This is a genomic window from Neoalteromonas facilis, assembly GCF_002807665.1.
In the GTDB taxonomy this organism is placed as follows: Bacteria; Pseudomonadota; Gammaproteobacteria; order Enterobacterales; family Alteromonadaceae; genus Alteromonas_E; species Alteromonas_E facilis.
Genome location: NZ_PEAY01000001.1, coordinates 202407 through 225286, shown reverse-complemented (window position 1 = coordinate 225286; position 22880 = coordinate 202407). Strand labels below are relative to the sequence as shown.

The 22880-nt window shown below is 44.7% G+C and carries 14 protein-coding genes; 1 reads left to right on the top strand and 13 read right to left on the bottom strand.

Annotated features, from left to right (window positions below; genetic code table 11):
• Positions 1-45 precede the first annotated feature (45 nt).
• The 13 genes from CSH93_RS01010 to sdhC form a co-directional block, all read right to left on the bottom strand.
• On the bottom strand, positions 46-3084 hold the full coding sequence (locus CSH93_RS01010) for a TonB-dependent receptor (protein ID WP_100642297.1): 3039 nt from the start codon (positions 3082-3084) through the stop codon (positions 46-48).
• A 419-nt stretch (positions 3085-3503) separates the two neighbouring features.
• A complete protein-coding gene (locus tag CSH93_RS01005; RefSeq protein ID WP_100641050.1) occupies positions 3504-4997 on the bottom strand; it encodes a tryptophan halogenase family protein in 1494 nt (497 codons plus the stop codon).
• Position 4998: 1 nt separating this feature from the next.
• Positions 4999-6495 (bottom strand): tryptophan halogenase family protein, encoded by a 1497-nt coding sequence (locus CSH93_RS01000; RefSeq protein ID WP_100641048.1) that lies wholly within the window; start codon positions 6493-6495, stop codon positions 4999-5001.
• A 100-nt stretch (positions 6496-6595) separates the two neighbouring features.
• Positions 6596-9376: a TonB-dependent receptor gene (locus tag CSH93_RS00995; protein ID WP_100641046.1), complete on the bottom strand. Its 2781-nt coding sequence runs from the start codon at positions 9374-9376 to the stop codon at positions 6596-6598.
• A 300-nt stretch (positions 9377-9676) separates the two neighbouring features.
• The gene (locus CSH93_RS00990; RefSeq protein WP_100641044.1) at positions 9677-11083 is read right to left on the bottom strand and encodes an alpha-amylase family glycosyl hydrolase; all 1407 of its coding nucleotides are present in this window, start codon (positions 11081-11083) and stop codon (positions 9677-9679) included.
• Between the two features lie 209 nt (positions 11084-11292).
• The gene (gene sucD / locus CSH93_RS00985) at positions 11293-12165 is read right to left on the bottom strand and encodes a succinate--CoA ligase subunit alpha (protein WP_100641042.1); all 873 of its coding nucleotides are present in this window, start codon (positions 12163-12165) and stop codon (positions 11293-11295) included.
• The gene (gene sucC / locus CSH93_RS00980; protein WP_100641040.1) at positions 12162-13331 is read right to left on the bottom strand and encodes an ADP-forming succinate--CoA ligase subunit beta; all 1170 of its coding nucleotides are present in this window, start codon (positions 13329-13331) and stop codon (positions 12162-12164) included. The genes sucD and sucC overlap by 4 nt, the downstream gene beginning before the upstream one ends.
• A 146-nt stretch (positions 13332-13477) precedes the next feature.
• Positions 13478-14962 carry a 2-oxoglutarate dehydrogenase complex dihydrolipoyllysine-residue succinyltransferase gene (gene odhB, locus CSH93_RS00970; RefSeq protein ID WP_100641036.1) on the bottom strand — a complete coding sequence of 495 codons (1485 nt, stop codon included), beginning with the start codon at positions 14960-14962 and terminating at the stop codon, positions 13478-13480.
• Between the two features lie 11 nt (positions 14963-14973).
• Positions 14974-17793, bottom strand: a complete 2820-nt coding sequence (locus CSH93_RS00965) for a 2-oxoglutarate dehydrogenase E1 component (RefSeq protein WP_100641034.1) — start codon at positions 17791-17793, stop codon at positions 14974-14976.
• Positions 17794-17955: 162 nt separating this feature from the next.
• Complete coding sequence (locus CSH93_RS00960) at positions 17956-18666, bottom strand: succinate dehydrogenase iron-sulfur subunit (RefSeq protein WP_100641032.1); 711 nt, start codon at positions 18664-18666, stop codon at positions 17956-17958.
• 14 nt (positions 18667-18680) lie between these two features.
• Positions 18681-20453 (bottom strand): succinate dehydrogenase flavoprotein subunit, encoded by a 1773-nt coding sequence (sdhA, locus tag CSH93_RS00955; RefSeq protein WP_100641030.1) that lies wholly within the window; start codon positions 20451-20453, stop codon positions 18681-18683.
• A gap of 1 nt (position 20454) precedes the next feature.
• Positions 20455-20802, bottom strand: coding sequence for a succinate dehydrogenase, hydrophobic membrane anchor protein (gene sdhD / locus CSH93_RS00950; RefSeq protein ID WP_100641028.1), 348 nt, complete (start codon positions 20800-20802; stop codon positions 20455-20457).
• Complete coding sequence (gene sdhC / locus CSH93_RS00945) at positions 20796-21170, bottom strand: succinate dehydrogenase, cytochrome b556 subunit (protein ID WP_100642296.1); 375 nt, start codon at positions 21168-21170, stop codon at positions 20796-20798. Before sdhC ends, sdhD begins: the two co-directional genes overlap by 7 nt.
• 407 nt (positions 21171-21577) lie before the next feature.
• Here sdhC and CSH93_RS00940 point away from each other — a divergent pair, with 407 nt between their 5' ends.
• Positions 21578-22858: a citrate synthase gene (locus CSH93_RS00940; protein ID WP_100641026.1), complete on the top strand. Its 1281-nt coding sequence runs from the start codon at positions 21578-21580 to the stop codon at positions 22856-22858.
• Positions 22859-22880 lie beyond the last annotated feature (22 nt).

Below are 22880 nucleotides of genomic sequence, written 5' to 3'. Positions count from 1 at the left end.
TTGAGTATTTGGTGACGTTTTCACGATGCTTGTTAATTAAATTAATCATAATGAATACGTTAGCCCCAAGAAGTACTGCGTTCCAAAGAACTGGATGGTGCCGGTTTGCTCAGGTGAACTGAAATAACTCTTAGTCGGTTCATCTGTAAGGTTATTGATTTGGAACAGCACACTCATATTCTCGTTAATCTCGTATGAGGCCTGATAATCAATTACCAATTCAGAATCAAAATTCACCGTTTGGTCATTGACCGCAACCTGCTCAGAAACAAATTGATCGCGATAACGACCACTGATGCGCGTCTCAAATCCTTCGAGCTCCCAGAACAACGTTACCTGCGCTACATTTTCAGACAATCCAGGTAGACTGCTTGCGAATACCCCATTGCCGGTTGTTAATGAGATTTCACTTTCTGTAAAAGAATAACTTGCACTGACACCTAAACCTGACCATAAGCCCGGAAGCATGCTGTAAATTTGCGTATAAGCAAACTCAAGGCCTCGAATGTAACCACCTTCAGCATTGTTCACGGCGGTTTCATACCTACCATTTTCAGTCGGTACGGTAACAAAAATAGGATCACCATTTTCATCACGCGCAAGCTCAGGTTCTTGACCATCGAATTCAGATTCTAGGAACACTGGCACCTGAATTGAATCTGGCACAATAAAACCATTGCCAACAAAGTCGTAAGGTTCTGTTGCAATATTTTCTATGAATGATTCGATATCCTTATAGAAAGCTGCGGCGACAAATGCACCATCAGTTTCTTGGAAATAATATTCATAAGAAATGTCGTATTGCGTGGCATAGAAAGGTTCTAGATAAGGACTGTTTCGAGCAGAACCATTGATCTTAGCCGTGGGTGTAGAAATACTGATTTCACCACTGTCGCGATCTTGTACTGCTGTAACGGTCTCAATTGTCGTAGAAGCATTCGCAGCAAATCGGTTAATCGGTGCTCGACCCATTACTTTAGCCGCAGCAACACGAAGCTGAGAGGAATCCGTCAGCGCGAAATTCAAGTTGATACTAGGCAACAAGTCTGAATATTCATGGCTGACGATAGCAGGTCGATAAAACGCGTTTATCAAGCCAGCTTCATCCGTTATAAATTGAGCTCCTTGGGTTGGATCTGGTACTTCCACAGACGTGCCTGTTTCCGGGTCTTCCAAGAACATAGTCGCACGCTGCAACGTCGTAGATGCCTGCTTTGTTCTGACGTAACGAACACCGACGTTACCGGTAACACGCATATCAGCGATTTCGGTATCAATGTTCGCCATCATGTAAGCGGCATTAACGGTTTCAAAGACATCACCGCTTTCTTGTACAGACCACGCAGTTGAAGGACCTGAACCAGGACCATTAATTACGCCAGCGGCTCCCGGGCCCCAAGTCTGCAATGGTTGAGGTGTTCCGCCTGGGAACCAAGCATTCAATGCGGCATCCAAATCGATGGCTAAATAGCTCGGGAAATAACCGAAATCACCTTGCCAATTAACGATCTCTACCATGTCTTGAGTCAGACGCAATGGAGCCTGGCTCGCCGAGAATGCTGAATCATTGCCGTACTCAAACACTGAGCGGTCGTTGTTATATTCACGATCAGAATAGCGTGCGCCAAACTCCAATGCAGAGAAAATACCGAGATCCAAGGCATACTGGAAGTCCAAACGGTAGGCATCCAATTCGTCGTTGTTAACATACGGATAGATACCGTATTTACTGACCATTACGCGATCAATATCAGTAAACAAAGACGATTGGTTAAAAGCTAAATCAGGTAAATCTAGACCATTCAGTTGATAAGAAATTGAAATATTCTCATCGAAACGTGGGTTCGCCGCGTTAGCATCTTCACCGACAAGTGACCACAACAAGCCGTTTCTAAAATCGCTCTTCGCTTTAGACAATGACACATCAAACTGCGCTGACCAATCATCATTGATGTCCCAGTTCATATTAATGCCGTAGCTTTCAACCTGGTCAAAATCTTGGTTGTCATCGTTAACAAGCTCTACGCGCGTAAAGCTATCCGCAGTGCGGGTAAATGTGCCACCTACTACGCTTCTATTTACAACAACAGGATTGGTGATTGACGTATCGACGCCACCCAATTTAACGCGAAAACCTCGTGCAAACGCTTCCGAGTCAAATTTAGAGATAAACGCATCAGCTTTTAACGTGAAATTATCAACCGGCGCCCATTCAATAGCTGCGATATAACCATCACGGGTTTCTTCACCGCCCTTGTGCTGCATTTCAAAACCTTCTGAAATCAGCTCACATTCAGGTGCGATGTCTTCGTTCGCACATTCTGAATTAGAATAGATACCGTCAACATCCGTCACGCCGTTATAGGCAAGACCGATAAACTGGGTAGACACACTCGGTTGATACAAGCGCGCATAACCTAATGCTACGCCCAATGTATCATCCATAAATTTCCCTTGATAAGAGAAACTCAAACGATGACCAAATTCTTCACCATCAGGAATTTCATCCGCGCGATCATTGTACATACCACGCAAATTAGCGTTAAAGGTATGTTGCTGATCATTATCTAACGGGCTAGCAGTACGCAGTTCTACGGTACCCGCAACGCCACCTTCAATAAGCGATGCTTTCGGCGACTTGTATACAGCTGCCGATGTGATCAGTTCTGAAGGATATTGGTCAAATTCAATTGAACGTGTGCCGCTGGTTGACACTTGCTCACGACCGTTTAGTGTCGAAAATACAAATCCACCTGATAAACCTCGGATATTGATTTCCGCAGCCTGACCACCGGTTCTGACCGCAGATATACCCGGTAGACGCGTTAATGCATCCGCCATCGAAACGTCTGGTAGACCACCTAAGTCATCTGCAGATAGCTGTTCAGACACGGTATCGCCAAAACGTTTTTGATTGAGTGATTGGATCAAACTGGTACTGAAGCCTCTGACTTCAATAACCTCAATTTCATCCTCTGGCACCTCTGGGCTTTCAGCTTCCTGTGCATATAACGCTTGCGAGGCAAACGTTAATCCACTGGCAACAAGCGCTGCGGTGATCAAACTGGGTTTGAATTTTTGCATGTGTTGTCCCATTGCAGTTGTTTAAAAGGCGACTTCATGTCTGAGACAAACACAACACAGACTGCCACCTTATTGTAGTAATCTCAGTTATAGTACTAGCGGCTATTACTGCAAACAACGAACTGCATACGTATTCAATCACATTTGTTTACACTGCATTTACAATTAACCAGGCAGGCAAAAAATCTATAACCATTTGTTTTAAAACACCATTTCAAGATAAAACACGAGTAAATAAAGCAAAATAAACAAACAATACGTCACAAACCAGATCCCGTTAACCAACCCAACATCACAGTAACAAACCATTTACATTATTACGTTGATAACTATAGACCACAGTATGCAAGGCTGCATAAGGAGTATGCTGGTAGAAATGTCGATACTGAGAGTGGCCACCGAAAAGGCTCAGGATGAAATTAGATACGCTCTTTTCGGTGAGAGGCTATGTTGTCTTGGTGTGAAGAAAAGTTTAGGGCACACCTATTGAGGAACTGTTCTACATTTTGCTCAATGTATAAATCGCCTTTGCCCGGCTGTCCTTCTGCAAGAGGTGGATACGCACCATAGCCTGACAAAAGGCAATGCCATGACAGACTACCAAAATGACTATCTAGCTTCTGACGATCAATTTCGACACGCAAGTCCTCTCGCTTGAACCATACATCCAAAATATGACCCAATGAATCTGAGAAGTTCGGATTTTCTCTATTTTCACGCCAATAGTCGCTGTCGATTCGTGTATTCATTTTATAGTGAGCAACAATGTAGTCCCTAACGTGGTCAAATCGCTGCTTTATTTTCTGGTTGAAAATCGCCCTATTGCTGTCGTTATAGCCCCCTTCTTTCCAAAGGCTTATAAACATTTCGATGCTCACTTGGACAAGATGTAACGCGGTTGCTTCCAAGGGTTCAATAAACCCTTGTGAAAGGCCTAACCCCACACAATTATGTGACCAATGCTGGGTCAATTGACCAACACGCATCTTAAGATGTCGAGCCTCCACGTTTTCATCTACACCTAAATGCTGGCGCAACTCCAATTCTGCCGCATCTGCTGATAGATAATCATCGCTGTAAACGTAACCATTCCCTGTTCTTGACGTAAGGGGTATTGACCAACACCAACCTGTCGACAGGGCCGTAGAACGAGTTTCAACTGGGATCACTGGCTGCGCGTCAGTGGGTATTACAACCGCAGCATTATTAAACAAATTCTCGGCGAAAGACTGAAAAGGAACGCCCAAAGTCCGCTGCATTAATAGGGAAGCAAACCCTGAACAGTCAATAAACATATCGCCTGTAACGCGCTCTCCTCCTTCCAGGATTAACGCTTCTACATCACCATCTAGCGATCGCGTTACCTCAACCACATTAGCGATAACATGATTAACCCCCTGTGCGAGTGATTTTTTGCGTAAGAACTGCCCGAGTAGATGTGAATCAAAGTGATACCCATATTCCATTCGAAATGGGAAGTTCTGTGGTGTAAGAGGACCTTTATTTTGTGCAGCCAATACACCATTTAACAAAAACATCTCTGGTGAGGTTGTCGTATCGAGCCCTAGCCGTCTCGTTCTGCAATTAACTTCGAATGCCCTTTCTGTAAACGTGTCAATTTGCGTCAAAAAAGGGTGACTATAACTCTCTATACCAGAAGCAGGACTCCAATGCTCAAAACGTATATTGACCTTGTAAGTAGCATTGCATTCCGGCATCCATTCTGACTCAGCAATGCCACAGATATCAAAAAAGCGCTTCAGCGTCGGGGTTGAGCCTTCGCCTACCCCCACGATACCGATGTCAGCAGACTCCACTAATGTAACGGACACTTCTGGCAATTGATGCGTGAACAATTGCGCGGCCATCCAACCGGCAGTGCCGCCACCCAATATAACAACGTGTTTTTTCATACTAACGTGTAACCATTTGGCACATGCGTTGGATGTATTCATCGTGTGTTGGAAGCTGTTTAAGCGGGTCTTTCTTTATTTGCCTAACTGAATCCAACATATCAATCAACTGCTGCTTGTTCATGCTTTCGGCAATGGGATGATAATCATTCGGCTCAATGCCCTGCCCCATTAATACTTGCAACCATGAGCTTTCAAGAAATAAATCGTTTGCCTCTCTAAATAGCTTTCCAGTATCAGAAAACAGGGTCATTTTATGTCTCAACGAATCAGGCACATCAAGACTGCGCATGTGGTCCCAAAAAGTATCTCCAGTGCGATTATTTTGAACGTAATGCAAGATTAAAAAGTCGCGAATTTGCGTAAACTCCAACTCAGATTGTTGGTTATATTCATGTATTGCAGATTGGTTAACACCGTTGTGCGGGAATAAATGTGCAAATCGCACAATAGCCGACTGAATAAGATGAATACTGGTAGATTCTAGAGGCTCTAAAAATCCGCTTGACAACCCAACAGACAACACGTTCTTGTACCACTGTTTCCGGCGGCGGCCAGTTGTAAATTGAATTAACCTTGGCTCACCCAGCGCTTCCGTGTCGAGGTTCGACATGAGTATATGAGTAGCTTCATCTGTTGACATGTAGCGGCTACAAAAAACATGACCGTTCCCATTGCGATGCTGTAACGGTATGCGCCATTGCCACCCTGCTTTGTGCGCAATGGATCGGGTAAATGGTGCAGTATTCTCATGTCGCTCGGATGGCACCGCAAGGGCACTATCACAAGGCAGAAGGTGACTCCAATCATCGTAACCAACTCCGAGCTTTTGCTGTATTAACAGTGCTCTGAAACCAGAGCAATCAATGAAAAAGTCAGCACTTATATCTCGTCCATCTATCAAGGTTAAATGGGCAATATCACCATTTGCATGTGAATGGACAGAATCAACCTGACCTTCATGACGAACAACGCCCATAGCTTCACTCAATTTGCGTAAATACTGGGCGTATAAGCCCGCATCAAAATGGTATGCAAACGGCAGTTCAATAATCGGATCTTTACTATTTATTTGCGCAAACTTGCCAGCCTCTGCAGCTAAGTAGTTGAGGTCATATTCCCAAAGGTTGCTGTCGTAACCTAGCGCTCTAGCCCGTTGCCAAAAGTGGTGAAAATGACAAAACGCCATGCTTTTTCCAGGGGCGCCAAATGTATGATAGTAGTGCTCCCCGCGGTTAAACCAATTTTCAAAACGAATAGCTAGCTTAATTGTTGCCTTGGTTTCACGGATGAAATCATGCTCGGCAATGCCTAGCATTTGATTCACGAGGCGAATCGGTGGAATCGTTGCTTCGCCGACCCCCACTGTACCAATTTGATCAGATTCAACCAGCTCCAGTGAAACACTGGCACCGAGAATCTTTTTAAGCAAAGCAGCAGTTAACCATCCAGCGGTTCCACCACCTAAAATGACAACTTTTTTTATTTGTTTGTTCATAATGTGTATAAAAAAACCACCTATTACTAAGTGGTTTTAACTAAAAGGAGAAAAATACGCAACCCGCACAATACAAAACAGGTTGCGCTACTCACCAGGATTAGAACGTATAATTGAATCCAAGCAGGAAGTTACGACCAAACGACTGGTAGCGAGTCACTTCGCGTGAATCCGCATTGGTTTGCAATGTATCTTCATCTGTTAGGTTTTGTCCCTGTAATGTCACACGTAACCCATCTAGCATCTCAATGTTTGATTCACTGAAATCATAGGCAATCTGAGCATCCCATAACTCACCACCCTGATCCACGGTCTCAACCAAGGATAAGCTAATGCCGCGAGTTTCTGTTGAGAAATCTGAACGTTTACGACCAGAGACTCTAAACTCAAATCCTGCTTTTTCATAAAACGCCGTTAATTGATAACTTTCATCCGATAAGCCTGGCACTCTTGTACTATCATCAAAGCTACCATTTAGGAATGTCGCACTAGCAAACATACCAAAACCTTCTAGGCTTTCATGGAATACGTCAAACGGAACGCTTGCTTGAATTTCCCAACCTTGAACATGGCCAGTCAAACCATCTTCTTTTGCTTCAATGATGCCATCAAATGTTGCTGGCGTTTGCCCCTCTGAGCCTTGGTGGAAACTCGGAATGTAAACTGACGAGAAATCAGCCACAAAATTAGAATCACGGTGCCAGTTACGTAAATCCTTCAAGAAGAATGCAACCGCAAAGAATCCTGAATCGGCAAAATAGTTCTCATAGCTCAAATCAAACTGATTCGCAGCTAGCGGGCGAAGATTTGGGTTACCCGCACTACCACTCCAAGGACCATTTTGAGGACTTGTACTGGTAATTTGATTGTCATTGAACGCAAATGAAACCTGCGCATTAGGACGCATATCGTCCATACGAGGACGACTTTCAACACGACTTAATGCCGTTCTTAAAAACTGATTCTCAGCAATTTCCAAACTCAAGTTTAAGCTCGGTAATACACTCGTATAATCAGCGCCCCCCTCAAATGGAACGGCCTCTGTAAATCCGTTAGCATTAGTTGTCGTATTAAAGCCTGTGCTGTGCTGATCGACATCTACCACTTGTATTCCGAAATTACCTCGTAAATAGGTGTCACCAAAATCTGCTTCAATATCAAACTTGGTGTATAAGGTCAGTAACTCTTCGTTAACGGTGTAAGTATCACCAAAGCGGTCGTTTTGTACTAATGCAGCGTCATTTGAAATGTAATAACCACTATTGAAGAGGCCTAGGGCGTCATACGCAAGGACACCATTAATGCCAATAAAGTCAAGGTTTGCTACCCCCAACACATTTGGAATTGGACCATCGCCTGGATATTCCGGCGCAGTTAGGTAGGCACCATTATTGATTTTACTTTTACTTCTGTCCGAATACATGATGCCGGCTTCCATCCCCTTGATCACACCATAATCAAGATAGCCATCTAAGCTAGCACGGAAAGAATCAAGTGATTCGTCAAAGACTGGTTGGTTAACGAAGCCATCCTGTGAATCACTGCCAAACAATGGGTTACCCCATGCTTGTGGGCCCGCCAGTCGGATCAAATTAGGGTCAGTATAATCGAGCGTTGTTTGTGATGGATGCGCACCATAAACAGCACCTTGCGGCGTCATAACCCAAGAACGCGCTATTGCTGGACGCCCGTCTATACCTGCACGGCCTACACCAGAGTAGCTTTCAATGTTAGTGATTGTTTTTTCTACGTCACCGGTTGAAAAATCAAATTCTGCAGACCAGTCGTCATTAATAATGTATTCAACATTCAAACCCAAAGTCGTTAACTCTGCTTCTTTACTCTCTGCATCATTACGTATTACAGAGTAAAAATCAGCAAACGTGCCGGCCGTCACTAACCCGTCTTGTACTTCTGTAATAGTATAGTTTTGCGTCCCCCATTCAGCTCCGCCTTCTTCGATCCCACGGAAAACTTTGTCTTCCTTAAAATCAATATATAAGGCATCTAGCTTAACGGTTAGATCATCACTTGGTGCCCACTCAATGACAGCGGCAACGGAGTCGCGTTCCATCATGGCAGAACGAACAAACGAATCATGGCCACCTAAGATTTGCGTCCCTTCAGGCACAGTAACCCCATTGGCAGCCTTATCTGGGTTAGCATTGGTGTAGCCCCAGCCTCTGAACTGTTCTTCCTGACTCGGAGATTCCATTGAAGCAATCGTTAACGCAACACCTAACGTATCATCGTTAAACGAATCGACATAATTCAATGAAAAACGATGGCCTTGATCGTCAAAATCAGGGTTAGCAGAATCTTTTCCGTTTTGTTCAATCAACCCGTTGAACGTAATCGTACGCTCCTTTCCGAGAGGGTTAACGGTTTGCAAATCAACAGTACCGCCAATACCTTGTGCAGTAATGGTTGCATCAGGTGTTTTGTAAACAAGTACGTTGGCAATTATTTCTGATGGGTAAAGGTCAAATTCGACCCCACGGTTATCCCCCATGCCCAAAAGCTCGCGACCATTCAATGAAGTGCCAACATAGTTTTCATTAAAACCACGTACAGATAAACCACTGCTTCTGCCGTCACGACGTTCACCGGCCAAACCCGGCAATCGCGCTAATGACTCTGCAATGCTCGTATCCGGCAACTTACCAATATCTTCTGCAGACAAAGCCTCTACAATAGACGTGTTATCCATTTTAATTGCTTGGGCGCGTTGCAAACTGCCGCGAATACCAGAAACTTGGATAACTTCGTAATCCTGCTCTTCTACTTGCTGTTGTTCTTGAGCAAGGGCATGCCCACTAGTAAATGCAAAACCGCTCGATAACAGCGCGATTTTGATTAGATTTGGTTTAAATTGCTTCATTGTGTGTCCCGTTCTTTTAAGTGAATCGGGTAAGACTGAGTGGCCCGCAATGTTAGTTTACGCGTCACAGTATTACCCATTTAAATTCACGGTGATGTTATGAACAAATTGTTAACATAACAACAAACTGCATACGTATTCACTGACATAAGCATTACATTTTTTTAACAACCAAACTCAAGAATGAATTTTAATCCAATAATTACAATGGGTTACAAAAGACAAAGGGCACAAAGACGCCCTTTGTTGAATAAAATTGAAATAATAAACACTGAAACGTGTAAATATTTTACAACATTACTACCCTTTACATTCACCTCGATACTGGACAAAGACTCTATAACCCCATGCAGGCAATAGTAATTTTTTATTTTTATTGATACTGACACAATGTTGTAACTCTACGTCAAAATACTCACCCTCAATCAAATTTTCTGACGATTCGAATGGCTTGGCTCCACTGGTGAAATTAAACACTGCCAGTACTTTGTTCTCGGCGTCTTGCCTGACGAAACTGAAAATATGTTCAGGATCTGTGTTATCCACGCGTAACATTGTTGCCCCGTGCTTACCATGCCACAAGGCGGTGTTGTCGTTTAGCAATTGATTATAGCGCGTCCAAACATGTCTCAAACGATGTGCTTTCCATTCGATCGGATCACGCTCAAAGAAGGCTAACCGTTTGTTATTGCCCGCTTCTAACCCGTTATACGCGAGCGGCATACCTTCGCCAACAATGGACAACACGATGGCCGCCTCGGTAGCATCACCATAACGTTCAAAAACCGTCCCTTCCCATGCATTCATGTCGTGATTCGTCACAAATGTCATTCTCAATGTATCTTTGGGGTACGCGCTTTCATTCCAAGAGTAGTAGTAAAACAGTTTGTGTAGATCACCCTCATGGGAAATAACGTGATGCATCGCTTCTTGCCAACTCCATGCATAGGTCATATCAAACGACCTTGCATGTAAATCGCGCATTTCCCATTCAGCTAACATAAACACAGGCTTTATTGCATCCAGTTCACGCCTGACCTGTTCCCAAAAATCAACCGGTACAAACCCCGCCACATCGGCTCGGTATCCATCTATGTCATACTCCTCGACCCAATACTTAAGCGCGTTGGTCATGTATTCGCGAAGGTCCGTTTGAGAATAGTCCAAATCGATAATGTCAGACCAATCCCACCATGGTGTGGGGCGAAAGTTTCCCTCATGGTCTTTCTCATACCAATCAGGATGCTCATATCTCAATGGGTTATCCCAAGCCGTATGGTTAGCCACCCAGTCGAATAACACATACATATTTAATTCATGCGCTCGTGCGATAAGTGCCTTTAAGTCATCAGGCGTACCAAATTCAGAATTGACACCAAAGTAGTCTTTAACCGCGTAAGGTGATCCTAAATTACCCTTGCGATTTTCCTCTCCTATCGGGTGAATGGGCATAAGCCACAATATGTCGAAGCCCATATGTTGCAGTTCATCTAAACGTAAGGTAGCCGCTTTAAAGGTACCTTCAGGCGTAAACTGGCGAATGTTAAGCTGGTAGATACTGGCGTTTTTCGACCATTCAGGATGAACAATTTTTATGTAATCTTGTGGTTCGTAGGGTGATACAGCGGTTTTGGGTTCCGTTACCGAACAACTGCTGATGAATACAATACCTGTACACAACACGATTAACGATCGTAAGGCTGTCATTTAAATGCACTCAATTTAGCTGAAGTGGTAACACCCTAGTCGCTTTTATTCAGTGTGAACAGTTTTTAGCCAATACATACGTTTGCAACACGTATTTTATAAAGGTATGTCGCACAACGAGCGGTAAGACAAGGGGATTAAGCAGGACACCTTTAAGCACAAAAAAACCCGCTGTAAAAGCGGGTTTTCAAATTGCTTATCAGGCTACATTACCAACCTGTTGCTTCGCGTAGCGCTTTGCCGATATCAGCAAGAGAGCGAACAGTTTTAACACCTGCTGCTTCTAGTGCCGCAAATTTTTCATCTGCAGTACCTTTTCCGCCTGCGATAATCGCACCAGCGTGACCCATACGCTTACCAGCAGGAGCAGTTACACCCGCGATATAAGATACGACAGGCTTAGTCACATTGTCCTTGATGAATGCTGCAGCTTCTTCTTCTGCAGAACCACCAATTTCACCAATCATAACAATCGCTTCAGTCGCTGGATCGTCTTGGAACAACTTCAAGATATCGATGAAGTTTGAACCTGGGATAGGATCACCACCGATACCAACACACGTAGACTGGCCAAAACCTTCATCAGTGGTTTGTTTAACCGCTTCGTAAGTCAATGTACCAGAGCGAGACACGATACCAACCTTACCAGGCTTGTGAATATGACCCGGCATGATACCGATCTTACACTCTCCAGGCGTGATAACACCTGGGCAGTTAGGGCCAATCATACGCACGCCTTTCTGCGTAATGTATTCTTTTACATAAAGCATATCCAAAGTAGGGATACCTTCAGTAATACATACGATAAGCTCGATGCCTGCGTCCGCTGCTTCGATGATAGAATCTTTACAGAACGGTGCTGGCACATAGATTACAGAAGCTGTTGCACCTGTAGCCTCTACCGCATCGCGTACAGTGTTGAAAACCGGCAAACCTAGGTGCGTAGTACCACCTTTACCCGGTGTTACACCGCCAACCATTTGCGTACCATACTCAATCGCTTGCTCAGAGTGGAAAGTACCCTGACCACCAGTGAAACCTTGGCAGATAACTTTAGTATCTTTGTTGATTAATACGCTCATGCTGCGCCTCCTGCTGCTGCAACCACTTTCTGAGCTGCATCGGTCAAACTTGATGCTGCAATAATGTTCAATTCACATTCTTCCAGCTTCTTAGCACCTAGTTCAGCGTTGTTACCTTCAAGGCGAACAACTACAGGTACGTTAACGCCAACTTCTTCAACAGCGCCAATGATACCTTCAGCAATCATGTCACAACGTACGATACCGCCAAAGATATTAACGAGAACCGCTTTCACGTTGTCATCCGAAAGAATGATCTTAAACGCTTCAGTTACACGCTCTTTGGTTGCGCCGCCACCAACATCTAGGAAGTTAGCAGGAGAACCGCCGTGCAATTTAACGATATCCATCGTACCCATTGCTAGACCTGCACCGTTAACCATACAACCGATGTTACCGTCTAGTGCAACATAGTTAAGTTCCCACTGAGCCGCTTGAGCTTCACGTGCATCTTCCTGTGAAGGATCGTGCATGTCTTGCAATTTAGGCTGACGATATAATGCATTGCTATCAATCGCTACTTTCGCGTCAAGACAGTGTAGGTCACCGTCAGCTTTAATCACAAGCGGGTTGATTTCAATTAATGCCACGTCTAAGTCTTCGAACATTTTCGCTAGACCCAAGAAAATCTTCGTGAACTGGCGGATTTGCGTCGGGTTTAAGCCCAATTTAAAGCCAATTTCACGTGCTTGATAAGGTTGTGCACCCACTAATGGGTTAACAGCAGCTTTCAAAATCTTTTCTGGCGTTTCTTCGGCCACTTTTTCGATTTCAACACCACCTTCAGTAGACGCCATGAATACGATGCTACGTGACGCACGGTCAACAACTGCACCAAGGTACAATTCCTGATCGATGTCTGTGCATGATTCAACAAGAATACGGCTCACAGGTTGGCCGTTCTCGTCTGTTTGATAAGTCACCAAGTTTTTGCCAAGCCAATTTTGTGCAAAGGCTTTGATTTCGTCTTTTGTCTTTACAAGCTTAACGCCGCCCGCTTTACCGCGACCGCCGGCATGTACCTGACATTTAACAACCCACTCTGATCCACCAATACGATCGGCAGCTTCTACAGCGCCTTGTGGTGTATCGGCAGCGTATCCTTCAGATACCGGTAAACCGTATTCTCTGAATAATTGTTTACCCTGATATTCATGCAAATTCATGGTGTTTTATCCGATGTTTTATTTAAAAGAAAAGCCGCCTCTAGCGACCTATTTTTTAGGCGCCCGTATTATAGTCAAAATGCGGGCTTTGTGACAGGTGATACGCAAAAAGTATCACCTGTCTGGTCATGTTTTATACTAAAGTCTTAGACGTCCAGTAATAGACGCGTTGGATCTTCAAGCATTTCCTTGACTGTAACCAAGAAGCCAACCGACTCCTTACCATCAATGATGCGGTGATCGTATGACAACGCTAGATACATCATTGGTAGAATTTCAACTTTACCGTTCACAGCCATAGGGCGATCCTGGATTTTATGCATACCCAAAATTGCACTTTGCGGTGGATTGATAATTGGTGTAGACATTAATGAACCAAATACACCACCGTTTGTGATTGTAAAGTTACCGCCTTGCAGTTCAGCCATCGACAGCTTGCCATCACGACCTTTAAGCGCAAGTTCCTTAATGCCTTTCTCGACACCAGCCATGCCTAACATATCGGTGTCTTTAAGCACTGGCGTTACCAACCCTCGAGGTGTTGATACTGCTATCGAGATATCAAAATAGTTGTGATATACGATATCATCACCGTCGATGGATGCGTTTACTTCAGGGAAGCGTTTCAATGCTTCAGTTACCGCTTTAACGTAGAACGACATAAATCCTAAACGAATACCGTGACGCTTTTCAAAGCTGTCTTGGTATTGCTTACGCAGGTCCATGATTGGCTTCATGTTAACTTCATTAAACGTGGTTAACATCGCTGTTGAGTTTTTAGCTTCTAACAAACGGTTGGCGATCGTCTTACGCAGACGCGTCATAGGTACACGTTTTTCAGTACGCTCACCCATTGGGGCTGGCGCAGCTGCTGGTGCTGCAGTAGGGGCTGGCGCTGAACTACCGGATTTCAGGTACTGTTCAACATCTTCTTTAGTGATGCGACCGCCCTTACCTGTTCCTTTAACTTTTGCAGCATCAATGCCTTTTTCGGCCAACAAGCGACGTACCGATGGGCTTAATGCATCACTGTCTTCACTATCCGCAGCAGCAGGTACTTCAGCTGCTGCAGGTGCACTTGCACTCGCGCCTTCAGTGAATTTAGCAATCACTTCTTCAGCGGTAACTGTAGCGCCTTCTTCGGCAAAGATTTCAGCTAACACACCATCATTTGGCGCAACAACTTCCAAAACCACTTTGTCGGTTTCGATATCAACTAAATTCTGATCTCGCGCTACCGTATCACCTGGCTTAGCATGCCAAGTAGCAACAGTCGCATCAGCAACAGATTCTGGCAATACTGGCACTCGAATTTCTACGTCTTTACCAGCAGAGGCACTGGCCGCTTCAGCGGCTGGTTTAGCCTCTGCTTTCGCAGGTGCAGCGGCGGCTCCGCCTTGCTCAAGTTTAGCAATCACTTGTTCACCCAAAACTGTAGCACCCTCTTCATTAAGGATTTCACCAATGACGCCATCTTCTGGTGCAACAACTTCTAAGACCACTTTATCGGTTTCAATATCAACCAAATTCTGGTCACGTTTAACTGAATCACCAGCTTTTACGTGCCATGTAGCAATCGTCGCGTCGGCAACCGATTCAGGTAATACTGGAACTTTTATTTCGATTGTCATTAGGGGTTCCTTTACTTAATAGTGAGTGCGTCATCAACCAATGCTTTCTGTTGTTGGTTGTGAACTGAAACATAACCTACCGCTGGAGATGCTGACGCGTCTCGACCGGCATAACTTAATTTAGCGCCATCAGGGATCGCTTGCCAGAAATGGTGTTGGCTACTGTACCAAGCACCTTGGTTTTGCGGTTCTTCCTGACACCAAACCCAATCTTTCACATGCTTATACTGCGCGAGCACTTCTGCACACTCATCAGCTGGGAATGGGTAAAGTTGCTCTAAGCGAACAATGGCAACATCTGTTTGCTCGTTTTTACGACGTTGTTCCAGCAAGTCATAGTAAACTTTGCCTGAACACATAACGACACGTTTAACTTTCTTCGCATCAAGTTCGTCGATTTCGCCGATGACATTATGGAAAATACCATCACTTAACTCTTCTAATGAAGAGACAGCCAACGGATGGCGTAATAATGACTTAGGTGACATTACGATCAATGGTTTACGCATAGGGCGAATGGCCTGTCTACGTAGCATATTGAATACCTGTGCCGGTGTAGACGGGATACACACTTGCCAGTTGTGATCGGCACACAGCTGTAAGAAACGTTCAAGTCTCGCAGAGCTGTGCTCTGGACCCTGACCTTCATAGCCATGCGGTAACAATACGGTTAGTCCGCACAAACGACCCCACTTTGCTTCACCTGAACACAAAAACTGGTCAAACACCACCTGAGCACCGTTTGCAAAATCACCAAACTGCGCTTCCCAAATGGTTAAACAGCCTGGTTCTGCCGTGGCATAACCATATTCAAATGCCATAACCGCTTCTTCAGATAATACCGAATCATAGATATCGATTTTACCTTGACCGTCTCTCACATTTTTAAGTGGCATGTAAGTAGATGCATCTACTTGGTTGTGTAACACCGCATGACGATGGAAGAACGTACCACGACCAGAATCCTGACCGGTGATACGAATATCAGTCCCCATATCAACGATAGACGCATAGGCAAGATTTTCTGCCATCCCCCAATCAAGGGGCTTCTCTCCTGCAGCCATCGCAGTGCGGTCTTGATAAAGCTTATTCACGCGCGATTGAAGTTTAACGTCTTGCGGTACATCAACTAGACGATACGCCAACTCAACCAGCTTATCTTTGCTGATTTCTTTGTCGTAAGGGACTGTCCAGTCGTGACCGAGATACGGGCGCCAGTCAACAGAATGCTCCGTCATTGGACGCCATTCTTCGACAACACAAGCACCGTGATCAAGCGCGGCACGATAATCATCGACCAACTTCTCGATTTCATGCTCTTTCACAGAACCTTCGGCAGTTAACTGATCAGCATATAATTGGCGAGGTACTGGGTGCTTTTTAATCTTCTGATACATCAACGGCTGAGTTGCATTTGGCTCGTCAGCTTCGTTGTGACCGTGACGGCGATAGCACACGAGGTCAATTACTACGTCTCGTTTAAATTTATTGCGGTACTCAAGCGCCAATTTGGTTACAAATAAAACCGCTTCAGGATCATCTGAATTCACGTGGAATATAGGGGCCTGTACCATTTTGGCTATATCAGTACAGTATTGTGTAGAACGTGTATCTTCCGTCTTCGACGTTGTAAAACCAACTTGATTATTCACCACGATACGAACCGTACCGCCCACAGCAAAACCGCGGGTTTGTGACATATTGAAGGTTTCTTGAACAACCCCTTGCCCAGCAATGGCTGAGTCACCATGGATGGTAACAGGTAATACCGCTGAGCCATCCATACTGTCACGGCGTTCAAGACGCGCACGCACCGAGCCCATAACCACTGGGTTAACAATTTCCAAGTGAGATGGGTTAAATGCCAACGCTAAGTGAACATTGCCGCCTGGTGTGGCGAAATCTGATGAGAAACCTGCGTGATATTTAACGTCACCTGCGCCTAAAGAATCGTCGTGCTTGCCTGAGAACTCATCAAATAGTACTGATGGATTCTTACCTAACACGTTAACCAATACATTCAGACGGCCACGGTGAGCCATACCAACAACAACTTCTTTGGTACCGGAAGCGCCGGCTTCAGTGATTAACCCCTTAAGCATTGGGATCAAACTATCACCGCCCTCTAGCGAGAAACGTTTCGCTCCTGGGAATTTTGCGCCTAGGTATTTTTCCATGCCATCAGCAGCAATTAATCCTTTTAGGATAGATACTTTCTGGTCACGACTAATTTCAGGCTTTGCCTGTACAGATTCAATTTTCTGCTGAAGCCAACGTTTTTGCTCAGTATCGGTGATGTGCATATATTCAGCACCGATAGAACCGCAGTAGGTACGATTAAGCGACTTAAACAACTCGCCTAATGTCATAGATTCTTGCCCTATTGCGTAAGAACCCACATTAAACACAGTGTCAAAATCCGCTTCGGAAAGACTGTGGTGTGAAAGCTCTAAGTCTCGAACACGAGGCTGCTTCCACAACGATAACGGATCAAGGTTGGCATGTTGATGCCCCCTGAAACGATATGCGTTAATTAATTGCAATACGCGAACTTGTTTTTCATCGCCCGCACTGCTGGCGACTGGTGCCACTGCTACTTTAGCCGCAGGACCTAGCGCCGCTAGCGAACGAAACTGTTCTCGTATTTGGCTGTGTTTGGAGTCAATTTCGACACCATCTACTTTGGGTAACCCATCAAACAGCTGCTTCCATTCTTCGGATACACTGTTAGGGTCATCCAGGTAGGCTTCGTACATCTCTTCGACATACGCGGTATTGCCACCGGCAAAATGAGAAGAATCCCACCATGCTTGCATTACGCTTTCTTGCATTGTTATGCCTTACCTTTCGTTAAGAGTCTGTAATCTAAACGTATTATAGCTAATGTAAAGCGACACATTAGCATCACATAAATTTCAAATAAAACAGCCATCCGATTGGATGGCCATTTAATAGCAATTCAAACTGTCACTACGAAGTGTCAGAATGTCTAACTAAACAGCCCGTTGAAGCAACATTGACTTAATGTGGCCAATGGCTTTAGTTGGGTTCAACCCTTTTGGACATACACTTACACAGTTCATGATGCCATGACAGCGGAAAACACTGAATGCATCGTCCAAATCATTTAAACGTTCATCAGTCGCCGTATCGCGGCTATCGATTAAGAAACGATAGGCATGTAATAAACCCGCTGGACCTACGAATTTATCAGGGTTCCACCAGAATGACGGACAAGACGTTGAACAACATGCACACAGAATACATTCGTACAATCCGTCAAGCTTGGCGCGCTCTTCTGGCGACTGCAAATGTTCTCGCGCTGGCGGCTGTTTGCTGTCATTGATAAGAAACGGTTTAATCTTTTCGTACTGAGTATAGAACTGGGTCATATCAACAACCAGGTCACGTACTACTGGCAGACCCGGCAATGGTCTGATAACCAACTTGCCTTTACCCAACGCCGAAAGCGGAGTAATACACGCCAGACCATTCTTACCGTTCATATTCATACCGTCTGAACCACACACACCTTCACGGCATGAACGACGGAACGATAATGTTGGATCTTGCTCTTTCAACGCGATTAGCGCGTCCAAGACCATCATGTCTTGGCCTTCTTCTACGTCCAGAGTGTAATCTTGCATGCGTGGAGCATCGTCAACATCTGGATTATAACGATATACAGAAAATGTTAATTGCATCTAAGTCACTCCAATTAATACGAACGTACTTTCGGCGGGAATGCTTCACGCAGTTTCGGCGCCATGTTTACGTCACGTTTTCTCATTGATTCAGAACTTGGTAGGTAAATGCTGTGGCACAACCAGTTTTCATCATCACGATCTGGATAGTCAAAGCGACTATGCGCACCACGACTTTCAGTTCTGAAGTTAGCAGCGACTGCTGTGCTGTACGCAGTTTCCATTAAGTTATCAAGCTCTAAACATTCGATACGCATTGTATTGAAGTCACTGCTCTTATCATCCAAGCGCGCATGTTGTAGACGCTCGCGGATTTCTGATAACTCTTTAAGGCCTTCAGCCATTGCATCACCTTCACGGAATACCGAGAAGTTGAGCTGCATGCATTTTTGCATGTCTTTCTTAATTTGAACGGGGTCTTCACCCTTGCCTTTCTCTGAGTTTTCCCAACGATTGAAACGCGCAAGCGCAGCTTCAAGATCACTTTCAGAGGCTTCACGAGACGGTGCGATTTCCTCGATCTTTTCACCTAGGTGTAACCCAGTCGCACGACCAAATACAACCAAGTCGAGCAAGCTGTTACCACCTAAGCGGTTCGCGCCGTGAACAGATACGCAAGCAATTTCACCACATGCAAACAAGCCTTTCATTGGCGACTCATTGCCATTTTCATCGACCTGAATAACCTGCCCGTCAACGTTAGTCGGGATACCACCCATCATGTAGTGACAGGTTGGAATAACCGGAATAGGTTCCTTAACCGGGTCGACGTGTGCAAATGTACGAGACAATTCAAGAATACCTGGCAAACGCGATTCCAATACGTCTTTACCTAAGTGATCCAGTTTCAATTTAATGTGTGTACCCCAAGGGCCTTCACACCCGCGGCCTTCACGAATTTCCGTCATCATTGAACGAGCAACCACGTCACGACCTGCAAGGTCTTTCGCATTAGGCGCATAACGTTCCATGAAACGCTCGCCATCCTTATTCAATAGATAACCACCTTCACCGCGGCAACCTTCGGTTACAAGCGTACCAGCACCGGCAATACCAGTTGGGTGGAACTGCCACATTTCCATGTCTTGTACAGGTGCACCAGCGCGCAACGCCATACCAACACCGTCACCGGTGTTAATGTGTGCATTAGTGGTTGATGCGAAAATACGCCCTGCTCCACCTGTTGCCAACACTACAGCCTTACTTTTGAAATAAACGACTTCGCCAGTTTCAATATCGATCGCAGTACAGCCAACCACATCACCGTCTTGGTTTTTAACCAAATCGAGTGCGTACCATTCGCTGAATACTTTAGTTTTGTTTTTAACGTTTTGCTGATACAGCAGGTGCAGCAAAGCATGACCCGTACGGTCTGCAGCTGCGGCAGTACGTGCTGCCTGCTCGCCACCAAAATTCTTAGACTGTCCACCGAACGGACGCTGGTATACTTTACCGTTTTCGAAACGAGAAAATGGCAAACCCATGTTTTCCATTTCGATAATCGCTTCTGGTCCGGTCTTACACATATATTCTATGGCTTCTTGGTCACCGATGTAGTCCGATCCCTTAACGGTATCGTACATGTGCCATTCCCAGTTATCTTCATGAGAATTGCCTAACGCTACCGTGATACCACCTTGTGCTGATACCGTGTGTGAGCGTGTTGGGAACACTTTAGACAAAAGTGCACATGACTTACCACTTTGTGAAATTTGCAGCGCTGCTCGCATACCAGCACCGCCGGCACCGATTACTACCGCATCATATTCATGAATTGCAATGCTCATCCTACACTCCCCACAAGACAAATACGCCTACAGCTACGTATGCGAAGGCAATAAGGTTTAGCAAATATTGTAAAAATGCACGAATACCGGCTGGTTTGATGTAATCAGTCAATACTTGCCACAAACCGATACGAACGTGAACCATAATGGATACTAGCGCTGCGAAGGTGAAAACCTTCATGAAAATGCTAGAGAAGAAGCCGGTCCACACTGCATAGGTGATCGACTCAGTAGAAATAAAGAACCATGCTAGGTAAAAACTGTATAACGCAATAATAATTGCTGTCGTGCGCAACGACACATAATCTTGTACACCGTTGCGTTTAATCGATGCTTGATTCGTTACCATAATACAACTCCAATCACGACCGTTAGAATAAGCCATAAACCAATCACTGCCTTAGCACTGGCGTTGCCTGATTCAAGCTCTTCCCAGTGGCCCATATCCATAATGCCATGACGAATACCACCCAAAATGTGATATGTCAGCGCGGATATTGTACCGATGGCGATAATTTTACCTATTACACCATCTAACAAAGACTGCACGTAATTGAAGTCCTCTGCTGAACCGAGTGAAACGGCCCATGCCCAGATGACAAACAATAACGCGAAAAACATCGCTACTCCGGTAACCCTATGGAGAATTGAGGAGATAGCTGACGGCGGAAATTTAATTGTATTCAGATCTAAATTTACTGGTCGTTGCTTTTTCACAATTTTTTTGCCTGTAAGGTCTGTAATAAACACGTCTAACAGTGTCCAACTACGTGTTTTGTTATAATAGTTAAAAGCCTCATCCGTTGAGATGTTAACTGTTTGTGAATTATGTGACACTTGGTTTACATACTATTAATACTATGAATCCAAGACCCAAAGAGTATATCCACCGGCCACTATAAATACAATTTTTTGTTCTATTTTAAGACTTTAGTCGTAACGGATATGCAACCCCTATTTGTGACTGGAATATAAGCCTCAACAATCTAGAATATTTATTGAGCAAATATGCATTAAAATTGACTTATTGAGACTTTATCAGTACAAATAGCGCCACTTTTCTAGTCGCTTCGCGTAAAAAGCGAGTCAAAGCGACCAAATGAATCAGTCTGAGGAGAGCATCTATGGCCGACCAAAAAGCCATTCTTAAAGCCGGTGACAAAGAAATCGAATTACCAATCTTAAGCGGAACAGCCGGTCACGACGTGATCGATATTCGCGCTTTGGGCGCTCACGGTTACTTCACTTTCGATCCTGGCTTCATGGCAACAGGATCGTGCGAATCTGCTATTACTTATATCGATGGTGCCAAAGGCGAATTGCTGCATCGTGGTTTTGATATCGAATCACTTGCACGTGACGCTGATTACCTAGAAGTTTGTCATATGCTTCTACACGGTGACGCACCAACTTCTGAAGAATATCAAGAGTTTAAAGACACTATTACGCGCCACACTATGGTTCATGAACAAATTAATATGTTCTTCCATGGCTTCCGCAATGACGCACATCCTATGGCAATGTTATGCGGTACTGTTGGTGCAATGTCGTCGTTCTACCACAGCGACCTTGATGTTAATAACCCCGACCAACGTATGCGCAGCGCGCACCGTTTAATTGCGAAAATGCCAACCTTGGTTGCGATGTGTTACAAATACAACATCGGCCAACCGTTCGTATATCCACGCAATGATCTAAGCTACGCGGCAAACTTCTTGAACATGATGTTCTCAGTACCGGCTGAAGATTATAAAATTTCACCAGCTGTTGAACGTGCTATGGACCGCATCTTTATTTTGCATGCCGACCACGAGCAAAACGCTTCTACGTCTACTGTACGTTTGGCCGGTTCATCAGGCGCTAACCCATATGCGTGTATCGCTGCTGGTGTTGCATCTCTTTGGGGCCCAGCGCATGGCGGTGCTAATGAAGCCTGTCTAAATATGTTGGAAGAAATCGGTTCAGTGGATCGTATCCCTGAATTTATTGCTCGCGCGAAAGATAAGTCTGATCCATTCCGCTTGATGGGCTTTGGTCACCGTGTTTACAAAAACCATGACCCACGCGCAACGGTAATGCGTGAAAGCTGTCACGAAGTACTTAGCGAACTCAAAATCAACGATCCACTACTTGATGTAGCGATGGAGCTAGAGCGTATCGCTTTGAGTGATGATTACTTTGCAGAGAAGAAACTCTTCCCTAACGTAGACTTCTATTCAGGCATAATTTTGAAAGCGATTGGCATTCCAACCAATATGTTTACCTGTATTTTTGCATTGTCACGTACTGTGGGTTGGATTTCTCACTGGCATGAAATGTTGTCTCAACCAGGTCAGAAAATTGGTCGTCCACGTCAGTTATACACTGGCCCAGCACGTCGTGCTTATACGCCCATCAAAAAATAATCTTTACCCTGAATTGGGTTTA

Bases quoted from the DNA above. Each gene is read 5' to 3' on its own strand.
- odhB (WP_100641036.1), bottom strand. From the start codon at position 14,962: ATGACAATCGAAATAAAAGTTCCAGTATTACCTGAATCGGTTGCCGAC.
- CSH93_RS01005 (WP_100641050.1), bottom strand. From the start codon at position 4,997: ATGAAAAAACACGTTGTTATATTGGGTGGCGGCACTGCCGGTTGGATG.
- sdhD (WP_100641028.1), bottom strand. From the start codon at position 20,802: ATGGTAACGAATCAAGCATCGATTAAACGCAACGGTGTACAAGATTAT.
- CSH93_RS00990 (WP_100641044.1), bottom strand. From the start codon at position 11,083: ATGACAGCCTTACGATCGTTAATCGTGTTGTGTACAGGTATTGTATTC.
- CSH93_RS00965 (WP_100641034.1), bottom strand. From the start codon at position 17,793: ATGCAAGAAAGCGTAATGCAAGCATGGTGGGATTCTTCTCATTTTGCC.
- sucC (WP_100641040.1), bottom strand. From the start codon at position 13,331: ATGAATTTGCATGAATATCAGGGTAAACAATTATTCAGAGAATACGGT.
- sucD (WP_100641042.1), bottom strand. From the start codon at position 12,165: ATGAGCGTATTAATCAACAAAGATACTAAAGTTATCTGCCAAGGTTTC.
- CSH93_RS01000 (WP_100641048.1), bottom strand. From the start codon at position 6,495: ATGAACAAACAAATAAAAAAAGTTGTCATTTTAGGTGGTGGAACCGCT.
- CSH93_RS01010 (WP_100642297.1), bottom strand. From the start codon at position 3,084: ATGCAAAAATTCAAACCCAGTTTGATCACCGCAGCGCTTGTTGCCAGT.
- CSH93_RS00960 (WP_100641032.1), bottom strand. From the start codon at position 18,666: ATGCAATTAACATTTTCTGTATATCGTTATAATCCAGATGTTGACGAT.
- CSH93_RS00940 (WP_100641026.1), top strand. From the start codon at position 21,578: ATGGCCGACCAAAAAGCCATTCTTAAAGCCGGTGACAAAGAAATCGAA.
- sdhA (WP_100641030.1), bottom strand. From the start codon at position 20,453: ATGAGCATTGCAATTCATGAATATGATGCGGTAGTAATCGGTGCCGGC.
- CSH93_RS00995 (WP_100641046.1), bottom strand. From the start codon at position 9,376: ATGAAGCAATTTAAACCAAATCTAATCAAAATCGCGCTGTTATCGAGC.